The organism is Microcoleus sp. CAWBG640 (genome assembly GCF_020883015.1).
Classification (GTDB): domain Bacteria; phylum Cyanobacteriota; class Cyanobacteriia; order Cyanobacteriales; family Microcoleaceae; genus Microcoleus; species Microcoleus anatoxicus.
The window spans coordinates 45,872-64,082 of sequence record NZ_JAHRFC010000004.1 but is presented as its reverse complement, the minus strand read 5'-3'; the positions used below and the strand labels follow the sequence as shown (position 1 = coordinate 64,082).

The 18,211-nt window shown below is 44.1% G+C and carries 6 protein-coding genes and 1 pseudogene; 1 reads left to right on the top strand and 6 read right to left on the bottom strand.

What is annotated here, in order from left to right:
- Positions 1 to 333: 333 nt before the first annotated feature.
- The 4 genes and pseudogenes from AAFP11_RS03420 to AAFP11_RS03405 all read right to left on the bottom strand — a co-directional run bounded on the left by AAFP11_RS03420 (position 334) and on the right by AAFP11_RS03405 (position 13,600).
- Positions 334 to 5,823 (bottom strand): AAA family ATPase, encoded by a 5,490-nt coding sequence (locus AAFP11_RS03420; protein WP_341735856.1) that lies wholly within the window; start codon positions 5,821 to 5,823, stop codon positions 334 to 336.
- Between the two features lie 339 nt (positions 5,824 to 6,162).
- Positions 6,163 to 6,987, bottom strand: a pseudogene (locus AAFP11_RS03415) (sigma-70 family RNA polymerase sigma factor); the annotation flags it as partial.
- Positions 6,988 to 7,691: 704 nt separating this feature from the next.
- Positions 7,692 to 11,003 carry a helicase-related protein gene (locus tag AAFP11_RS03410; RefSeq protein WP_341735756.1) on the bottom strand — a complete coding sequence of 1,104 codons (3,312 nt, stop codon included), beginning with the start codon at positions 11,001 to 11,003 and terminating at the stop codon, positions 7,692 to 7,694.
- Between the two features lie 344 nt (positions 11,004 to 11,347).
- Positions 11,348 to 13,600, bottom strand: coding sequence for a hypothetical protein (locus AAFP11_RS03405; RefSeq protein WP_341735755.1), 2,253 nt, complete (start codon positions 13,598 to 13,600; stop codon positions 11,348 to 11,350).
- Between the two features lie 399 nt (positions 13,601 to 13,999).
- Here AAFP11_RS03405 and AAFP11_RS03400 point away from each other — a divergent pair, with 399 nt between their 5' ends.
- Positions 14,000 to 14,512, top strand: a complete 513-nt coding sequence (locus tag AAFP11_RS03400; protein ID WP_341735754.1) for a phycobiliprotein lyase — start codon at positions 14,000 to 14,002, stop codon at positions 14,510 to 14,512.
- 112 nt (positions 14,513 to 14,624) lie between these two features.
- On the opposite strand, the gene AAFP11_RS03395 is transcribed toward AAFP11_RS03400, so the two are convergent.
- Both AAFP11_RS03395 and AAFP11_RS03390 read right to left on the bottom strand, forming a co-directional pair.
- Positions 14,625 to 15,293, bottom strand: a complete 669-nt coding sequence (locus AAFP11_RS03395; RefSeq protein WP_341735753.1) for a hypothetical protein — start codon at positions 15,291 to 15,293, stop codon at positions 14,625 to 14,627.
- Between the two features lie 144 nt (positions 15,294 to 15,437).
- Positions 15,438 to 18,011 carry a DUF3769 domain-containing protein gene (locus tag AAFP11_RS03390; protein WP_341735752.1) on the bottom strand — a complete coding sequence of 858 codons (2,574 nt, stop codon included), beginning with the start codon at positions 18,009 to 18,011 and terminating at the stop codon, positions 15,438 to 15,440.
- Between the last annotated feature and the right edge of the window lie 200 nt (positions 18,012 to 18,211).

Below are 18,211 nucleotides of genomic sequence, written 5' to 3'. Positions count from 1 at the left end.
TCGGGGTTTTGTTGTCACAAACCCGCTATTGGTGACAACTTCAGTTCAAACCCAGCCACAGAGTGCTGTTTGACTATTAAGCTTAGATCCCCCCTAGGGCGTGTTTTCAAACTACTCCTTAAGATTTAGATACCCCTAAATCCCCCTTAAAAAGGGGGACTTAAAGACTCTTTCCCCCCCCTTTTTAAGGGGGGCTGGGGGGGATCTTTGGGTTTGAAAACACGCCCTAGCCCCCAGGGCTGTTTCATTCTCGGAAAAGCCCCGATTTTGTAGGAATAGTGTCCCCCTCCCTACCCCATCCACTTAAGTACATCGCACAGCAGAAAGTGTGTATTACTCTGCCATAGATTTGAGCAGACGGCCAACTACAGGGTCAATCTGCCAATAATCCTTACCGTCTTGCTTCTGATTTCCTAAATGCGAGACGAGACTGAGGAGATCCGCCCATCTGAGAGTCTGCTTGACAATTTCAGGCGATACATCATCAAGAAACTCAATTAATTCCTCAACCGCTGCTGCTTCTCCCCATTGAGCTAAAGTTCTCATCACCAGTTTTCTTTGAGGTTCGCAGCCGTCAAAACCCATTGAATTAATTAATTTGTCAGATTTATTAAATTGATTCTTCAGTTGGGCCAAGGAATCTTGCCAGCAATGCGGATTAGCTTGAGCAAATTGATAGAATTCTTGCAGCAGGTTTGACCAATTCCCTGTCACTTCCGTAATCTTATTCATAACTTCTTTTTCCCTGGGCAACTTAGCATCTTCCAACCAATGTCTCAGCGCCGCCTCGTGCCAAGGTTTAAGACTGAAATATCTCAGTTCTTTAAAGTAATCAAAACCTGTGGAACTATAATTAACTAACTGCCAAGCCTTCTGAGGATCGGCGACAAAAACAAGCTGGATAAACGAGTCTTCCTTCTTCAATCTTTTGATTTTCTTAATTGCCTCATCAACCCAATCCTTACTCCAAGAAGTAGTGGCTGATACAACAACGAGCGTCGTGGTATCTTTCTTGCGACGGTTACTAATTTCTGTCAAACGCTGGCTGAAATCCGATCTGTCTGAGAGGTTTTCTAAATAGTGGAATTGCAAAAATTCCTGACTAAATGCTAATTTCATAAAAACCCTCAAATCGTCAAGTCCTGCGGCTTGACAGCCAAATAGAATGGAGACGCAGTTATTGCGGATTTGAAGTTGAGATTCCTGTTGAACAGTTAAAGGACTTCGCCTGAAATCAGCTCGATTTCCGATGCGAAGAGGAGACCGAAAAGTAGTAGGTTCGTATTCAGGTTGAGGTTCGCGGTGTCTCAGAAGTTCTGCTTCAATTTCTCGCTGCGTACCCATAAGCAAGGCTAAATTAGAACTTCTCAGAGTGAAGTAACCTGCATCGGTTTCTCGCAAAACTCCTAATCCGACCATTTCTTCTAGTAAAGCAAGAATTTCATCTTCCGATGACCTTCCCGCGAATCCCTCAGACCACCAATACAAGACTTGCTCGCGAATCCAAGATACAGGAAACCCATCCTCCATACCTGTTTCATTCTCCTGAGAACCATCAGCAATCGAGTAGGCAATTACTTCGTAGCGCGGATCGAGTCCCAGTGTCAACTTAAAGCGATCGCGAATATTGTTGCGAAGGTCTTGACTTTGATAAGCTTCTTCTACATGGCGAGAAGCGATCGCGTAAGGCGGACTAATTTTAGGATCGAAAGTAGGGACATCTGGGTTAGTAATGTGCTTGAGTAACTGCTCGCAATAAAGTTGAATCAAGCTCGGATAATAGTTAGTTTGCCAAAGAATACGCTGGATTAAATCTGACGGTTCAAAACAATAGCCAAGACTAGCCAGCGGACGTTTTACCAAAGCTGTTGCCGCACGCATTTCACCATTATTCAGCAGAGGCCCAATGCAGATCGGCTTGCCAAAGTGAGCCAGGGGATGGTTTGCTTGTCTAGTGGTTCTCAGAACGTTGTGCAATCCGGCAAAGACCACCTTAAAACGTCGGTTAGTTTCCGTCATTAATTTTCTGAACTCATCGCAGCGCGGGAAATCCTCCTTACCATCAGCTTCCAGGAAATTATCTGCCTCATCCAACAACAGCAAAAAGCGCCGCTGCGTGTCGAATTCCAGCCAACTTTTAATCCGCTGCAAACTGCTCTCGCGGACGGAATTGCGCCGGTTAGTATCGGGAATTTGCAATTTATCCAATTCTTCGTTTAGTAGATGCCAAATCTTATCTAACAGTTGCTTGCGCCCAATTTCTTTGATATCTAAAAATAGGGCGTTCCTTCCCGCGTCGGTTGCGTGAAAATTCCGGTGTACATACTTAAGCAAAACCGTTTTACCTAACTGGCGGCCTCCATAAATTAAACAAGAACCTTTGGGATCGATTATAGATTCCCGTTCTCGTACTCGCCCGTAAAACATTTCAGGCGGAACTTCTCCTGCTGCGGTTTTATAAGGTTCTAGGAAAGTAAAGGGTAAGGTACAGTCAAACAATACAGGTAAGCGTGTTTTTTGTTCTCCGCAAAGGTAGAGCATCAGCACATCATCTATAACAATGAAAGTGCTCCGACGCTGGTGGCACAAATCAGCCAAATCTCGGCGTCTCTTGACGGTCATTCGCCCAAAATGAAAGACGAAGACCGGCCCTCCCAGAGCAGTTTCTCCAACTGCATTGAGGAGATCCTGTTCGTTCGGTCTATCCCATACGCAAAGAATGCGGTAATGACCGTTCGCGGCTGAACCATAGGCAGACACAGGACAGCGATTTTGGTCAGATATCGGCTCAGAATTAACGTCAATCCAGGTATAGTTCCCTAATTTTTTGACGGTAACAGATTTGATGTTAAAACCGAGGTTGCTGAGAATTTGGTTAGCATCTTTCTCTGTGACTTGATTTCTGCCCTTAGCTGCCAACCAAGCGTCGAGCATTTCAGCGGCTTTTTTGGCTTGGGCCCCCTGCGGCATCTGGATTTTGGCGATATTTTTCCCTTTGGAAATGTCTGCAATTAGCTCTTGCTTTTTGTAATCCTGAAGGACTTTTTCGATCGCAGTATACTGATCATGCTCGAAGAAGTCTTTAAAAGCATCTCTCTTTTCCTCTGGTTCAGGAAGCGATCGCCCCTGTTGCAGCATATATATATATTCATTAGCCGTCAGGATATCGCCTTGATCCAATACACTGCAAATTCTGGTACGATCGGCATCTGCTATACCTGTTTGCTGAAGACTCTCTAATTCCTCGGATACTCGATCGATCTGTTCCTGGCGCTTGGCGTTAATTGCTTGACCGATCGCCCGAAGCAGCTCAATTTTTGCGGAAAACCGCCTGGTAGTTTCCAGAGCATTTTTAATGCTTTCAATCTGTGCTGCATAAGCAGTTCTATCTGTTTCTCTTAGCAAACCAAAAGCTACCGCACTTTCGAGCTGTTTGCTAGTAGTTTCTACCTGCTCCTGCAAAATCTTTTGACACTCTTCAATCCGATTATTGCGTTCGTCCTTTAGCTGAGCGAGGTCTAATTTTGGTTCGGGGTTGTGTTCAAGGTATTCGATGATTTGCGCCGTAGCTTCGTGATTTCCCACAGTTGTTGAACTACAGACATAACTCTGCATATCGAATGCTTGTTGCCAATCCCAAATGTCATTTTTTACTAACTCCAAAATTCCCTTTATACCCGCTTCAGGATTAGCGATATCCAGTTCCCAGTCATCGTCGATCGGGATAGATGGCATTCTCAACAGATCCGCGTGCAGGATATGTTTTAGGTAAGGTTCTGCGGTTGACAATTCGGTATCTGGATCGAATATATTGCCGATGTCTTCCACAGCTTTTCGGCAACAGGCAATACCAGCTAAAATAAACACTGGAGGTTTTTTCGCCTCAAAGGTATCTAATTCTTGGAGAACAGTATCTTGAAGATTCTCAATATCTTGTTTTAACTGTTTGGCTTCTTTCTGAAGATAATTTTCGCTTTCAGCTAAGCGCGATTCCTGCTCCTTAACCCAGCGACCCACCCAATTCAAAAATTGCCGAGCGCGAGAGCGAAGCTGAATGAGGGCTTTACCTGTAATGATACCAGCACCTTTAGGGCGACGAATTTTGCGCTCTGTTCGCTGAATTTCCCCGTCTAGATTGGTCTCATTAGATAATCTCTCGATCTGCTTCTTGAGGAAGGGAAGTTGACTCAAATCTTTTTGCTTGATGGGAAGCCACAGAGTGTAAAAAAGTTCACCGGGATTCAACCACTCGACCCAAACTTTCTTTGCATGACCGTAAATCAAATCTTGTTGCGGTGCCTGAGACCACCAATCCTCGATTTTTATATACAAATCGTCTAAATCTTTTTGCAAGGCTGCCAGAGTTTTTGCTTTTTTGATGGCTTTTGTATCTAGGGCCCGCTGCCGATCGCCGTGTCTGGCGATAATTTGGCAATAATCGTACAGTTTGTCGAGTCCAGCTTTACCGAATTGAAGCTCCTGGAAAAGGTGCGAAGCACCTGTATTTGGGGCTAGTAAAGACGGTCGCAGTGCTGCTGCGGCTAAGAGCAAGCTTACGGCTTGATTCCATTCACTTTTTTCGGGTAATGAATAGCTGGCAGTGTAACTTGTGAAGTCGTCTTTAAGCAGATTTGCAAGTTTTCCATATCCTACATCATCGCGCAGGTTTTGTCCTAGTAATACTGCTCTAATTAAATGCGGTGGCAGGTGCGGTTCAAAGTTGGAGTATTGTTTTTCAAAGCAGCGAGCTAAATGAAAGGCAAGGCTGAGTTTTTGTTCAAGAATCAGCCGCCAAACTAAGTCGCGCAAAACTGCTGGGCGTTCTAGATCGGGGTCATCCAAGATGGATTTAGCAATTTTTTGAGCGGTATCATTGTGCGATGAGCTGTAAAGAGGCTGTTTTTGTTCTCTTTTTTTATTTCCCTGATTTTCAACTTCTTTTCCTTGCTTATTTTCAGAGTCTTGCCGATCGATCTGAATTGTGGTTGGCGGTTCTCTTGGTAGAATATATGGGATATTTTCAGTGGTTGGCTGCGCGATCGCCTCCTCTGTCAATACCGCGTTCAACTCTGCTACTGGTGGTTGTTCGACAACAGGAACAGTTTCAGATTCCGGCTCATCAACTAAGGAAGTTTCGTCTAAGTTATTGTTAGTATAAACAGCAGGCAAATCTGGTATTGTTTCCGACTGAATAATCAGTTTACCTCTGACTGCTGCCATCGCCAGAGTTCTTCCAAATGATTCAGATACGGCATCATGTAAGGAATCTAAACGCTCTTCATCTGATTCTTCCAATTCTGCAATTAGTGTTAGCAGTTTGCAGAATGGATGATTACCGTCAGCCAAGAGTTGGGTGTAGGGATGCAAGTCAGACTCCTGGGATTCGGAGATGGCGCGTTGAAGTTCGCGGGCTTTTTCCTGACATTCCAGCAATGACTGAAAATTGCTCTCTACTCGATGGGCGATCGCTAAAATTCGTTCCAGCACCCTCAAAGCAGAGTCGCGGACAAGAGCGATCGCACTTTTTTGCTTTTCCGCCAAATCCACACGCTCAAGTACAGACTTGATATCTGCTAAAGAACCAATTTCCTCAACTTTCAGCGTTGGCGATACTGCCAAATATTCAGCCAGTTCTAGCACCTTGTCGCGAAGCTGAATAAAGTTTTTCCGGGACTCGTCAAGTTCTTGAATCAGCTTTTTAGATATAGGTATACCAGGGTTTAGCAACTTTCGACTCGCCTCTGACAGCCGTTTCTCTAATTGGGAAAAAACATCTTCTAGTGCGGTGAGTTGTTTGAGTAAATCTGCTGAATTTTGTTTCATCGGTTTAATCGCTCCATTCAAGTCGTTTTCTGTCCGTTCGGCAATGTGGAAATTATGCTCGTTTAAATTTGCATAAGTGAGATTGTTTTCATTTTGATCGTCCCTCGACAGGTGAGCCTGAGCCAACTTTGTTTGTTCTATATTTGATTCTTCTATGAAATTGTTAAAAGGAATTAATAGTTCAGTCGTATTAGCTGTTTCAACTATTTTATCACGAACAGGCTCCTGTAAGAAAGTGTCGCAATGGCTGGGAGACAAGTTTTCTGAGATATTGAACTGTCTGTGCTGCATCGGTTGGGCGATCGATCTTTTTGTCTCAATTTGGTCAATTGCTGTAGGGCGAATATAATCTTCTAGCAATGTGCTGCGACGCTGCTTTCGCAATTTTCTCAAAGCCTCACCCTCAATTTGCCGAATCCGTTCGCGGGTAAGATTAAATCTATTGCCAATTTCCTCTAGAGTCTTCTCGCGCCCATCATCCAATCCGAATCGCATCCGAATAACGTCACGTTGTCGAGGGCCCAGAGTATCTAAAACGCTTTCTAAATCTTCGCAAAACAAATTTTTATATACTTTTTCTTCTGGTGTTTCTCCATCGAATTCAATCAACTCTCCCAATGTACAGTCTTCATGATCACCCATTTTAGTATCTAAGGAAATGATAGATTTAGCAGATTTAATAACAAATCGCAATTTGGTAATTGTTATCTCCATTTTAGTAGCGATTTCTTCGTCGGTAGGCTTGCGACTGATTTCTTCAGAAAGCTGTTTGGTAGTTTTCTTAACCTCGGAAATTGTGCGCCACAAGTGAACTGGTAGCCGGATGGTGCGGGAATGGTTGTGAATTGCCCGCGTAATTCCTTGACGAATCCACGAATATGCGTAGGTGGAAAACCTGGTTCCCATCGTGCAATCAAACTTTTCTACAGCCCTGATTAAACCGAGATTTCCCTCCTGAATCAAGTCTAATAAATCCAGCCCTCGATTTTGATACTTTTTAGCAATTGAAACTACCAGCCGCAAATTAGACTCTACCATTTTGTCTTTAGCTTTTCGGCTGCCCTCTAATTCTAACTCAGCAATTTTTCGAGCTAATTCAATCTCTTCGTCAGCTTTGAGCATGGGAAATCGACCGATTTCTTGCAGGTAAACCCGAAGCGAATCTGGGGGTATAGGGTCTTCTTGAAATTTGATGCTGTCAGGAATAGTTTGATGCAAAGCTTCATTAAATTCGTCAAAGTTGCTAAAGCCATGATTTTCATGCAACTGTGCCAAGGAAATATCGAAGATAATTTTTAAATTTGAATTTGTAGGACTGGCGAATGGGATATCTTTAATATGTTTGACTTTTTCTAATACATCTTCAGATTCATTGTGTTTATTGGCGCGGCGGTTTATAATAGATAAAGTCAGAGTTTCTCCATGTTTAAAAATAACTATTGCGGGCTTTAGAAAGAGTTTATTAATCTCGCGGACAATGCCGTCAAGCTGTTCGCTAGTGTAGGTGCTACGCCACAATTCTATTGCGAAAAATAAGTAGGAGTAAATCAAAAACGTATTTTCGCCCTTAGCTTTAGTATTCAAGGAGAATTTTAGCTTGTCATCACCCGCAATTTCATCCCAAGTGAACTGAAATAAAAAATCAACAGTCAGCCATTCATTTAAGATCGCTTTTTTGTGATTTAGCTTTTGATCTCTGTCAAATTCTGCAATAAAATTCTCCGAATTATTAGGATAAAACGGAAGATTTTTATCACTTCGGTAGCCAAGAGCAAAGAACAAATTACGGGCGTTATCGGCTAGTTTTCCCTTGGCAAAACTCTTTAAAGCTTGATTAATAGATGCTTTAGCTTGTTGTTCGCTGACGCTCATTTAATCACCAGCCAGGTAATCAGTTCAAAATCAGTTGTTGCTTTAACCTGATGCGCTTGTTCAACCAACACAGCACTGCGACTAGACAGCAGATTTCCGATGAGCCGCTTGTTGTAAATACCTGCAATTGAATCAACCGCCGACTTCAGCAAATCGTTATACAAATTCATATCAAATCCGTTATTAGTTTCTCGATCGAACAAGTTGCACAACTCTTCATAGGGAACAGTACATCCCGCACACAGCAACTGGTATATTTCAAGTATTTGTTTGGGTTGAGCAAAAGTTAATCGCACTTCCTTATTTTCGCGGACATAAACTACAAAATATGGTTGCAGCGGATTGACGGTTTTATTATCAAGAGAATCGCCTTTCTGTTTGAGGCAAAAAATTACGCCGGGAGCAATTATCGGGTACTCCGAGTTAGTTGGAACTACTGCATAGAGTCCTAAAGGGGCATCTTGGAGTAGTTTGCGGTTACTCTCAATGTATTTGGCTAGTTCCATTCGGAAATCATCGAGAGTGAATTCCGTTAGGGCGACACTCTCGGTGAAATCTTCGAGATCCAGCACCTCGTCTTTCAATCGCAGCAACTGCTTGTCGCGGTATTTCAAATCAGTCTCAATCACTTCTTGAATTTCCTTTACCTCCAGCAGGTTATCTTCAAATGTACCAGCCATGTCTGCTAAAGCCATCCGTGCTTCTACTCGATTTTTCAGATTGATGTACTGATCCAAGTCCTCTGTCGGCCAAAAATTAATTAATTGTACGGTGTGGTTGGGGCTGCCAATGCGATCGCACCTACCGAACCGCTGGATAATTCGGACTGGGTTCCAGTGTATGTCGTAGTTAATCAGATAATCGCAATCTTGTAAATTTTGTCCTTCTGAAATACAATCGGTGGCAATTAATAGGTCAATCTCGCCGTCTTGCGGCATAGATGGAATTTGGGCGCGTTTCTTGGCGAAAGGCGAAAAATTTGTCAGGACATGATTGAACTCATTTTTGCCAAAGGTAGTCTTATTTGCCGCAGAACCACCAGTCACCAAAGCTAAGTTAATTTTCAAGTCTAATCTTGCCCATTCCCGCAATCCTTCGTAGAGATAAACTGCCGTATCTGCAAAGGCAGTAAAGACTAAAACCTTGCGATTTGGTTGGCCATGCTTGTTAGTCGTAGGATGCTTGACTTTATCGGCGATTAGTGATTTTAACTCAGCTAACTTGGCATCCCGTTCAACAGAAATGCTTTGGGCAGAATTGTAAAGATTTTTAAGCTGTTCCTTGTCGCGTTTCAGGTCTTTTAACCACGTTTTGACATCGATGTGCGCCATTTTAAATATCAGCTTTTGACCTACTTGCATGGCATCTTGCAACTCTTCATCGTCGAAGTCTTCAATCATCAAATCGCTGAAAATAACGGTCTGGTTAGCGCCGCGAGATTGCTGAAATTGCTGAAAGTTTTGAATTTTTTTCTCTAGATATTCAATTTTGTTAATTGTGCGTTCCATTGTCAGCCCAAAGGAACGGATGGAGCTTTCTAAGCGTTTAAGGAAATTGACTTTCATCATACCGATCAAACACCGTTCGCGATCGCTCTGTTTGAAATTTCGCCCTGTTTTATTTTCATACACTGAACGGTATGGCGACAGGACATATTTTGAAGGGTTGAATAGCGAGAGTTGATATTTAGAAATTTCGCTGTTAAGCTGTTCGTAGGACATGAACTCACCCTCTCGGTCAATGTCAGGAAATACGGAGATGGGTTTGAGCCGTTCTGGAAAGCCGCCTAATTGGGCGATCGCATCTTTATAGTATTTTTGAATGTGCTTGCGTGATCGGGCGATCGTCAATTCGTCAAGCAGTTTGAAGAAAGCAGAACTTAGTTCTTCCAGGAGTTCGCTAGTTTTGCGATCGCGACTTTTCTTTGCCCACTTGGTAAATTTCCGCTGAGCATCAGCTAGTGTATCGCTCAGACTAGCAATTCCCAGCGATTCGCCAAACGCAGCATCGCGACCTTCTGTGATAAAATAAAGTTGATTCCGCAAATCCTTTAAATCATTGTTAACCGGAGTTGCTGATAAGAGTAGCACCTGAGTTTTGACACCGCTCTTGATAATATCATCCATCAATCTTTCGTAACGACTCTTTCTAATTGGATTGCCAAATTCGTCCCGTTTGCTCTTGATGTTATTGCGGAAATTGTGCGATTCGTCAATAACTACCAAGTCATAGTTTCCCCACTTAATCGTTGCTAAATCAATGTCCCCAGACCTACCGGAATCGCGGCTCAAGTCGGTGTGAGATAGGACTGCATAGTTAAAGCCGTCTTTAAGAAAAGGATTCAGTTCGCTATTGTTCTGTGCTAGATATACAGTCCAATTTTCGCGGAGTTTTTTGGGACAAAGAACCAAAACTTTTTCATTGCGAAGTTCAAAATATTTAATCACCGCGAGAGCTTCAAATGTTTTACCTAACCCAACGCTGTCAGCAATAATACACCCGTTATATCGTCGAATTTTATTGATAGCAGCCTTAACTCCGTCTTTTTGAAATTCAAATAGAGCTTTCCAGATTTCTGTATCAAATAGGTGTAGCTGTTCGCTGAGAATATCGTTTTTTTCTAGGTCATCTAGGAATGTCTCGAAGATATGAAACAGAGTTTTGTAGTAGATAAATTCAGGAGAATTATTCTGGTAAAGTTGCTCTAGGTATAGCAGCACGTCTTGTTTGACATCTTCGATTAGTTCGGCATCATTCCAGAGTTCGTCAAACCAGGCTTTAAGGTCGTGGCTATCGCGTTTACTATCTACTTCTAAATTGAGTTCAATATTGTTTGTTTTCGTACCTAATCCCAGTCCCCGCATGGTAAAATTTGAACTGCCCATAATAGCATTTTCGCTTCCGTTATGAGCAATGTGATACATTTTGCCGTGCAGTAAATTAGATTGCTTGACCGACCGTATCTGGACTTTTTTCTCAATCCATTCTGCACATTCTTTCGCAACCCGTTTTTGCTGCAACCGATTCTGTAGCTGCAAGCCCTGATCCTCAATTTGGAACGCCTTTTTATCAGTTTTACTGGGGTCAAGAGATTTGATGAAGCGCGGTTCGCCAAAGAGAAATTTCAAGCTTTTAATACCTAGAAGTTGTTCCTTCAAAGCATCAAAGGCATAAATTGTAAAGTAAGCAGAAACAATGGATAGGGTTGAGTTTTCCTCGACCTTTGCTTTCAAAAAATCGCCTACTGTTCCGCGGTGACGGTTGTCTCTAATTGCCGAGTTTGGGAGAGAAGAATCATGCTGTGACATAGCCTACCTTTATGCGGTTGTTGCACTAGGCTATATTCTACTGGTACAACTAGAGTCGTGGACGAAATTTTTTATTTCTACACTATCCATAGTAATAATACTAAATCGAGCTTAAATACCCCCTGAATTATACAGTGCTGGACGTAGAGACACTATATATAGTTTGCCGAAAAAGGGCGATCGCCTGACAAGTCAAGGGGGGTGCGATCGTACTTGGCGTAAACACTAGACCTCTGCAATAACTCCTGTGGAACAGGTCTCCAAGCCAGTTCAACACAAGCTTTTTGAAAAATATCCAGGACTGTTTCAGTAAAAGTGCGATTATTTAACCATCGCCACAGTAACTAATGACTAGGGACGGAGGAATGAGGACTATTTTCTAACTTTAAAAAATGCACCTGTCCCGAAACTTCCCCCGCCACAATTGTCACCCCATCCGGTGCAATAGCACAAGATTTCAACGCACTATCTCCCCGAAAAATAGCAATTACTTCTCGACTTAACAAATCCCAAACTCTCAGGGTATTGTCATCAGAAACAGAAATCACCCTAGTCCCCACCGTCGCCAAAGCTGTTACCGCATCCCCATGACCAGCCAAAGTGAAAACTTCCTTTCTACTTGACAAATCCCACACTTTCATAGTGCTCTTTCTACCCCCACAAACGGCCCATTTACCATCCGCTGTAACTGCTACAGCATTTACTAAATTATCATCACCTTTGAGAGTGAAAAGTTGATTTTTTACTACTAAATTCCAGAGATCAGCCAAACTATTTTTTTCGGTTCCCAAACTCCAAACTTTGAGAGTTTTATCACCAGCCGCAGAAATTAACCGTTTACCGTCAGGAGTAACTGCAACAGCTTTTATCCCGTCAGTGTGACCTACAAATGTAAAAATTTCTTCTCCTGTTTCCAGACTCCAAACCTTAATAGTTTTGTCACCAGAACCAGAAATTACCATCCTGCTGTCCGCAGTCACAGCCACAGAATTTACCCAGTCTGTATGACCTGCGAAACTCCTAATTTCCTCTCCTGTGGCCACATTCCAAACTTTCACCGTTTGGTCACCCGAACCCGAAATTATTCTCTGGCTGTCTGGGGTGACAGCGATTGCCTTAACCCAATCTTTATGACCAAAAATAGTCAAAAGTTCTTCTCCATTTTCCAGATTCCAGACTTTAATCGTGTTGTCGCCAGAACCCGAAATTGCTTTAGTGCAATCCGGTGTTACTGCCACAGCATTTACGGAATCCTGATGGGCTAAAAATGATACATTTTCTGTTTCTGTTTCTAAACACCAAACTTTGAGAGTTTTGTCAGAGGAACCAGAAACTATCCGTTTACCGTCCGCACTCACCGCTACTGCATTCACCGGGGCGATGTGACCGGTAAAACTGAATATTTCTGCTTTGGTTTCTAGATGCCAAACTTTGATAGTTTTGTCACCGGAAGCAGAAATTACTCGCTGGCCATCGGGAGTTATTGCCACAGATTGGATGAAACTGTCATGAGATCCTAATGTAAATATTTTCTTTCTTTCTCTCAAACTCCAGACTTTTACAGTGCCGTCATAACTACCAGAAATAATCTTTTCTCCGTCGGGACTAACTGCTACTGATTTGACCCAATCCCGATGACCAGTCAGAGTGAAAATTTCTTTTCCTGTTTCTAAATTCCAGACTTTGATGCTGTTATCGCCGGAACCGGAAATCAATCGCTTGCTGTCCGGTGTTACTGCTACTGATTGTACAAAACTTGTATGACTTTTGAGGTTAAAGATTATTTCCCGGTTTTTTAAATCCCAAACCTTAATACTGCCATCCCAGGAACCAGAAATCACTGCTTTGCCGTCGGGAGTAACTGCTACAGCTTCTACGGCAAAGGTATCGCCGCCAAAGGTAAATACTTCTTGTCCTGTTTCTAAGTTCCAAATCTTGATCGTATTATCCCAAGAACCGGAAATTAGTTGAGTGCCATCGGGGGTTATTGCCACAGCATTGACGTAGGTAAGATGACCTGTAAGGGTGAAAATTTCCTCTCCTGTTTCTAAATGCCAAACTTTGATATTATGGTCGGATGAGCCAGAAATTACCTGCTTACCGTCGGGGGTAATTGCTACAGCTTGTACCCAATCTGTATGTCCGGTGAGGGTGCGCTGCAATCTTCCTCCCGGAGGGGTAAAACTAGGAGTTAATGGTCGGAACCAGGGATATTTCTGTTTTTTTGCTTGGGCTAGTAGTGCTTGAATTTCTGGATTTTCAAAACACATCAAGCGGGCAATTAGTTGTGTGGGTAGTTGGGTATGGTCTGGGACGATAATGTGGGCAGAAATTCGCAGTGTTTCTTGGATTAATTTGAGGGTTTTTATTTGGTGATGGTCGAGGAAATTCGGGATATTTATTGCTAAATTGTAATCTTCTATTAGGGGCTGTACTCCCGATGCTGACAGCTTGGTTTGAATAAAATTGTAATCTGTTAGTAAGCTGTATAATCGATTGATGTCGGAATTGGCGACTAACTGACTGGGCTGGATTTCCAGTTCTGGTGTCTGTGCTGCGGGCAGCATGGGCTCTGACCCTGGCGTAAACTCGCTCATAAATTTTTGGATGTTTTTGTCAAATGTATGCGATGGCTAACTGCACCTTGGTGACATACTCCTACGGGGATTCCGACAAAGAAAGCTAACTCGATCGAGAAACTTGTCTCTTTGGTTAGCATGACATAGTTAATTTCTGTTTGCTACTGGTATGGGGCCCGTGTTTGTAATTAAAAATTATATCATTATTTGAGTTTTTTGATTCTTGTTAATATATCCTCCTGACAGGATGATTGTCCGTCTGTTGCTGTCTCTGGTATTTTTCTGTAGCCAAAGCGCCCTCTACGGTTACTTTATCTGATTAATTTCAAACTGAAAACTCCTTGACAGCTTTGCAGGTGTTCCTCATTCCTTTAAAATATACAAAATAGAGAAGTATTGAGTTCAGAGACAAAATTCATGGATGTTATCGAGTTTTTCGAGCTAAGTGCAGGCAAATGGTTTTCGCAGCGCACCGTACACTATCTCAATTCCGGGGAATTGCAGGCTGGCAAATCTGAGCTCAAAATAGAAATACTGACTGCTACTGAACCCGCAGTGGTGAAGCTGTGCCAACAGCACTCGATCGATCCGAATGCCAGTGGGTTAACTAGCGTTAGGGTGAGTTGGGAGGGTACTCCCGATCGCACTGAGCAAAAACAAATCGGTTCTACAATATTAGCCGTCTTACCCAATGCCGACAATCCCAGGGAAGGCAAAGTGATCCAAGATAAGGGCAATACTCGCTACGTGATGGGCAGTGATGACGTGCTGACATTGATTACGGAATCTGAAACTATCCATGCTGAAGAACGCCTCTGGTATCTCATCCCCAACCTCCGACTGCGTACCAGTGTTGTCAAGGAAGCTAACGGTAATGAACAAGCTTCTTTTTGTTCAGAAATTCGGATGGGAGCAGCCCCTAAAAAATAAAAATTTTGTTATTTGTTATTTGTTATTTGTTTGTGCCGATCACTAATAATCAATAACGAATAACCCATAACCAATTCCTCCCCTTCGCTTCGCCCAGTTCTCAAGGCCCGTATCAGACTTTTTTTCTTCTTTCTCCCTTTTTTCGGCGGCCTTCTTTGGCAATAGCTTTTAACTTGGAGTGAAAATCAGTATGTTTGACGATGGGGACTGATTTTTCAACTAATGGCGAGGCGACTGAAATATCAGCTTCGGCTCGATCGGCCACAGCAGTTACTGCCAAATCTTCATAAATTACAACTTCGGCATTTTCCCTGGTGCGATTGACTGCGGACACTTGTGGTATTTCCTCAGTCTCTACTTTGGGGAGTTCTGCATTGTCGGCGGAATCGAACTCAACATCTGGAGTCGGAAGCAAATCTAGTTCTAACCCACCTAAATCGGATTCTGCACTAGGTAAAAATATAGGTTCTTCGGACAACTTAAAATCATTTTCCTGCATTAAATCTTGAGGAAAATTGCTGCAAACTAAGCGTTCAAACTCGCCATTAAAATGATAAACAGGTTGGTTTAAACGCTGCCACATACTCAATATTTGTGCCACAGAAACGGCTTTGTAACGACCTTGATAAAGCGCTTCAATCACGGCTAAACGGAGCCAATGGCTGGGATAATTAGTCAGCCATTCGCCCGCCAATTTTTCTGCTTTTTTGCCACCTAGGTCAAAACCATAGTGAACCAGCAGAGCCGCTGCTTGTGCAGATATTGCCGTCACTTCTGTCATTTGTTAGTTGTTAGTTGTTAGTTGTTATTTGTTAGTGGTTATTTGTTAATGGTTATTTGTTAGTTCTTATTGGTGATTGTTTAGGCTGAGTTGTTATTTGGTTGCGGAAAACAACCACTAATTAATCACCAATAACTAATTTAATTAATCGGATAAACGCACGCCTCCTTCTACACTTCGCACATCCCCACCAAAAGATTCTGGAGTGCCATTCCAATTGAAGTCGCTAATCCTAAAAGTCAGGCTACCGACTTGACGTTCTGGATTAAAACGTAAAATGATTGCATAACTGCGGCGACTGTATTCCAAAGTGTAATTTGTACTAATGGTTTCCTTGGTATCTAAATTAATAGCACTTTGAATTCCGACTCGAAACCCGCCATAAACTTGTTGGACAAGTCCAAAGGAAAGGATTCTGACATCTACCAGGCGATCGAACAAAAATGGCGATAGACCATCCCGTCCTACCTGAGTGTAAGTCACGTTAAACCCAGTGTAGTCCAGGAAAGGGCGGGAGAAATGACCGAATTGCCCTTGAATGCCGACACTGCCGGCGAGAGAATTTTGTTGATCGTCACTGCTATAAAAACTCCCAACACCACGGATACCCAAAGCCAGTTTCACGTAAGGAACCACCGGAGTCCGCGTATACTTCAAACCCTGGGTAGGAGTGCGGGGGAGGGATTTACCCTGCCATAGGGTAAAGTCGCGGGTTAAGGCTGCGCTCAGTTGTAAGCGGCTCAAATCGATGCGGTTATTTTCCCTCACAGGTTCGAGCAAGTCAAATCTGTCGGTGTCAGCATTGATAAATTGATAACCGGCTTGGTAACTAAGATTAATGCCAGACTTTCCCAGGGGGATGATGGGGGAAGTGAGAACAACTCCCAGGCTGCTGTTGACGGTTTGAAAGCCGAGAGAACCGTTAAAGAGACGATCGCGATAGCTATATTCCCCCACCAGAGTGTGAGTCCCGATCGACTGCCGCAAACGCAAATTACCCCGAAAAGCATTTTCAGCTAGATTCGGGAAATTATCAAAATTGAGAAATATTGCCGAACCGTCGAGCCTAGTACGAGGGCCAAGGGCCACCGTCAACTTCGCTTTCAGGCCGTAACTATCCGGGGAAAACGGGCTACCGCCGTGTTTTTCGATCGCCCGCTGAAGATAAACCTGGGGAGTCAAAGTCAGCCTGACTGGCCCTGCTTGCAGTACATCCAAAGCGCACTCAGCATACAAACCACCGCGATCGCCCCCATCGAAGCCAAAGGTCAAACACGGGCCATTCCGCTGCTGACTGTCAAACACCTGTCGGCGAGGATACACAGGTATTTTCACCCGGTTGTCGAACACCAAACGAGGTTTAGTTGTGACCAATTCCTCCGCCGTGGGAGAAATCCTTCTAATCGTCGCCGTCTTGGCGCGGTATTCCAGTTCCGGCGGAGAAAAGGGGTCATTAGTAATCCGAATATTAGTAGCCACCCTCACGCCATCGGGTCGGAGTTCCAGGCGTTCTGCTTCAAAGCGAACGCGGTTAACGGCCCCAGTGATTTGGGGTGCGGTCACCTGTCCACCCTGTCCGCCACCGCCGATGGTAAAGGTAGCGGCGCCGGGGGAGCGAACTCCGCGCACTGGTTGCTGACTGGTAATTCGATCGCTCAGGGGCTGATTGAGAATCGTGCCCGCACTGATATCTGTGGGGAGTGTGGGGGTTAACTCGCTACCTGCTGCGGGTAAGAACAGTTCACCTTTTGCCTGTTCGACAGCACCGGAATTGAGACCGAGATTAAAGTCCATCCGTTCCCCACGGACTACTTGTTGGCCGCGGGTATAGGCGACATTACCGGATGCTATCACTTGGCGGGTGACTAAGTTGACGATCGCCCGATCGGCATCAATCACCGTTTGTCGGAACCGCACCACCACATTACCAATAGCCGTAACAATTTGCTGCTTGTCATCAAACTCCTGACTGTCTGCTTTCACCTCAATCGTATCTGCCGGACTCACAGGGAAAGGTACCGTCCGCTGGGAAGGTGGGGTGCGGACTCCTGGGGCTGGGCCTGGTTTGGGCTTCGGTTTGGGCGATGCTGGCGTTCCGGGCGTTGGGGCGGTACCCGGAGTCGGAATTTCTAACTGTGGTTGTCCGCTTGGTGTTGGTTCCGGGGGTGGTTCGGGAACTGGAATATCCTGGGGTTCAGGAGGTGACTTATCTTCTAGTTGCAGCCCCTTTGCCTGATAACTGCTGTCATCGGGGTGTGAAACCTCTGCCGATGGTTGTTCTGGTTCCCCCGGTTTTTTCTGAGTCAATAATGCCTCTGGGGTTGGTGCTGGATTCCTACCGGAAAGGCGATTTTGTGGCGGTGCAAAATGATAAGTAGTAAAGGAAGAGTCTTTGGGAGTTTCCCTGGTTGCGGTTTCTACAACGGGAGTGGGATTTTGAAATCTCAAATCTGCTGTGCCGTTTGCCACTGCTGCTAGGGGGTCGTCGATTTCTGAAGGCTGACCTGCTGCTGCGGTTGGGTCCAGGAGTCTGGCGGAGGGTGCTGGTTCGGTGGCTGGTTTTGCTTCTGACAGAACTAGAGCTGGGCTTGGTTCCGGTTGTTCTGTGGAGTTGCTGCGGGTGTCTCTATCACTTGCCGCCACAGCGAGGGCGACTTTTTTGGGCTTTGTGATATTGATGATGGCAGGGGGTTCTGGTGGCGGTACCGGATAGGGCATAGTTATAGCAGAAGGAAGAAAGAAGAAGGAAGAAGGAAGAAGGAAGAAGGAATATGCAATAAAATCAATGGTTTGAGCAATTGAAAATGTCCTAGTTACCTATTTAGGTTGCTATAAATGTTTAAACAGAAATTTGATGTCTGAAATTTGCAGTGGCTGCGCTGCTTGGGATGCTGGCTGCTGTTAGAACTTGCTTTCAC

Bases quoted from the DNA above. Each gene is read 5' to 3' on its own strand.
- AAFP11_RS03420 (WP_341735856.1), bottom strand. From the start codon at position 5,823: ATGAAACAAAATTCAGCAGATTTACTCAAACAACTCACCGCACTAGAA.
- AAFP11_RS03410 (WP_341735756.1), bottom strand. From the start codon at position 11,003: ATGTCACAGCATGATTCTTCTCTCCCAAACTCGGCAATTAGAGACAAC.
- AAFP11_RS03405 (WP_341735755.1), bottom strand. From the start codon at position 13,600: ATGAGCGAGTTTACGCCAGGGTCAGAGCCCATGCTGCCCGCAGCACAG.
- AAFP11_RS03400 (WP_341735754.1), top strand. From the start codon at position 14,000: ATGGATGTTATCGAGTTTTTCGAGCTAAGTGCAGGCAAATGGTTTTCG.
- AAFP11_RS03395 (WP_341735753.1), bottom strand. From the start codon at position 15,293: ATGACAGAAGTGACGGCAATATCTGCACAAGCAGCGGCTCTGCTGGTT.
- AAFP11_RS03390 (WP_341735752.1), bottom strand. From the start codon at position 18,011: ATGCCCTATCCGGTACCGCCACCAGAACCCCCTGCCATCATCAATATC.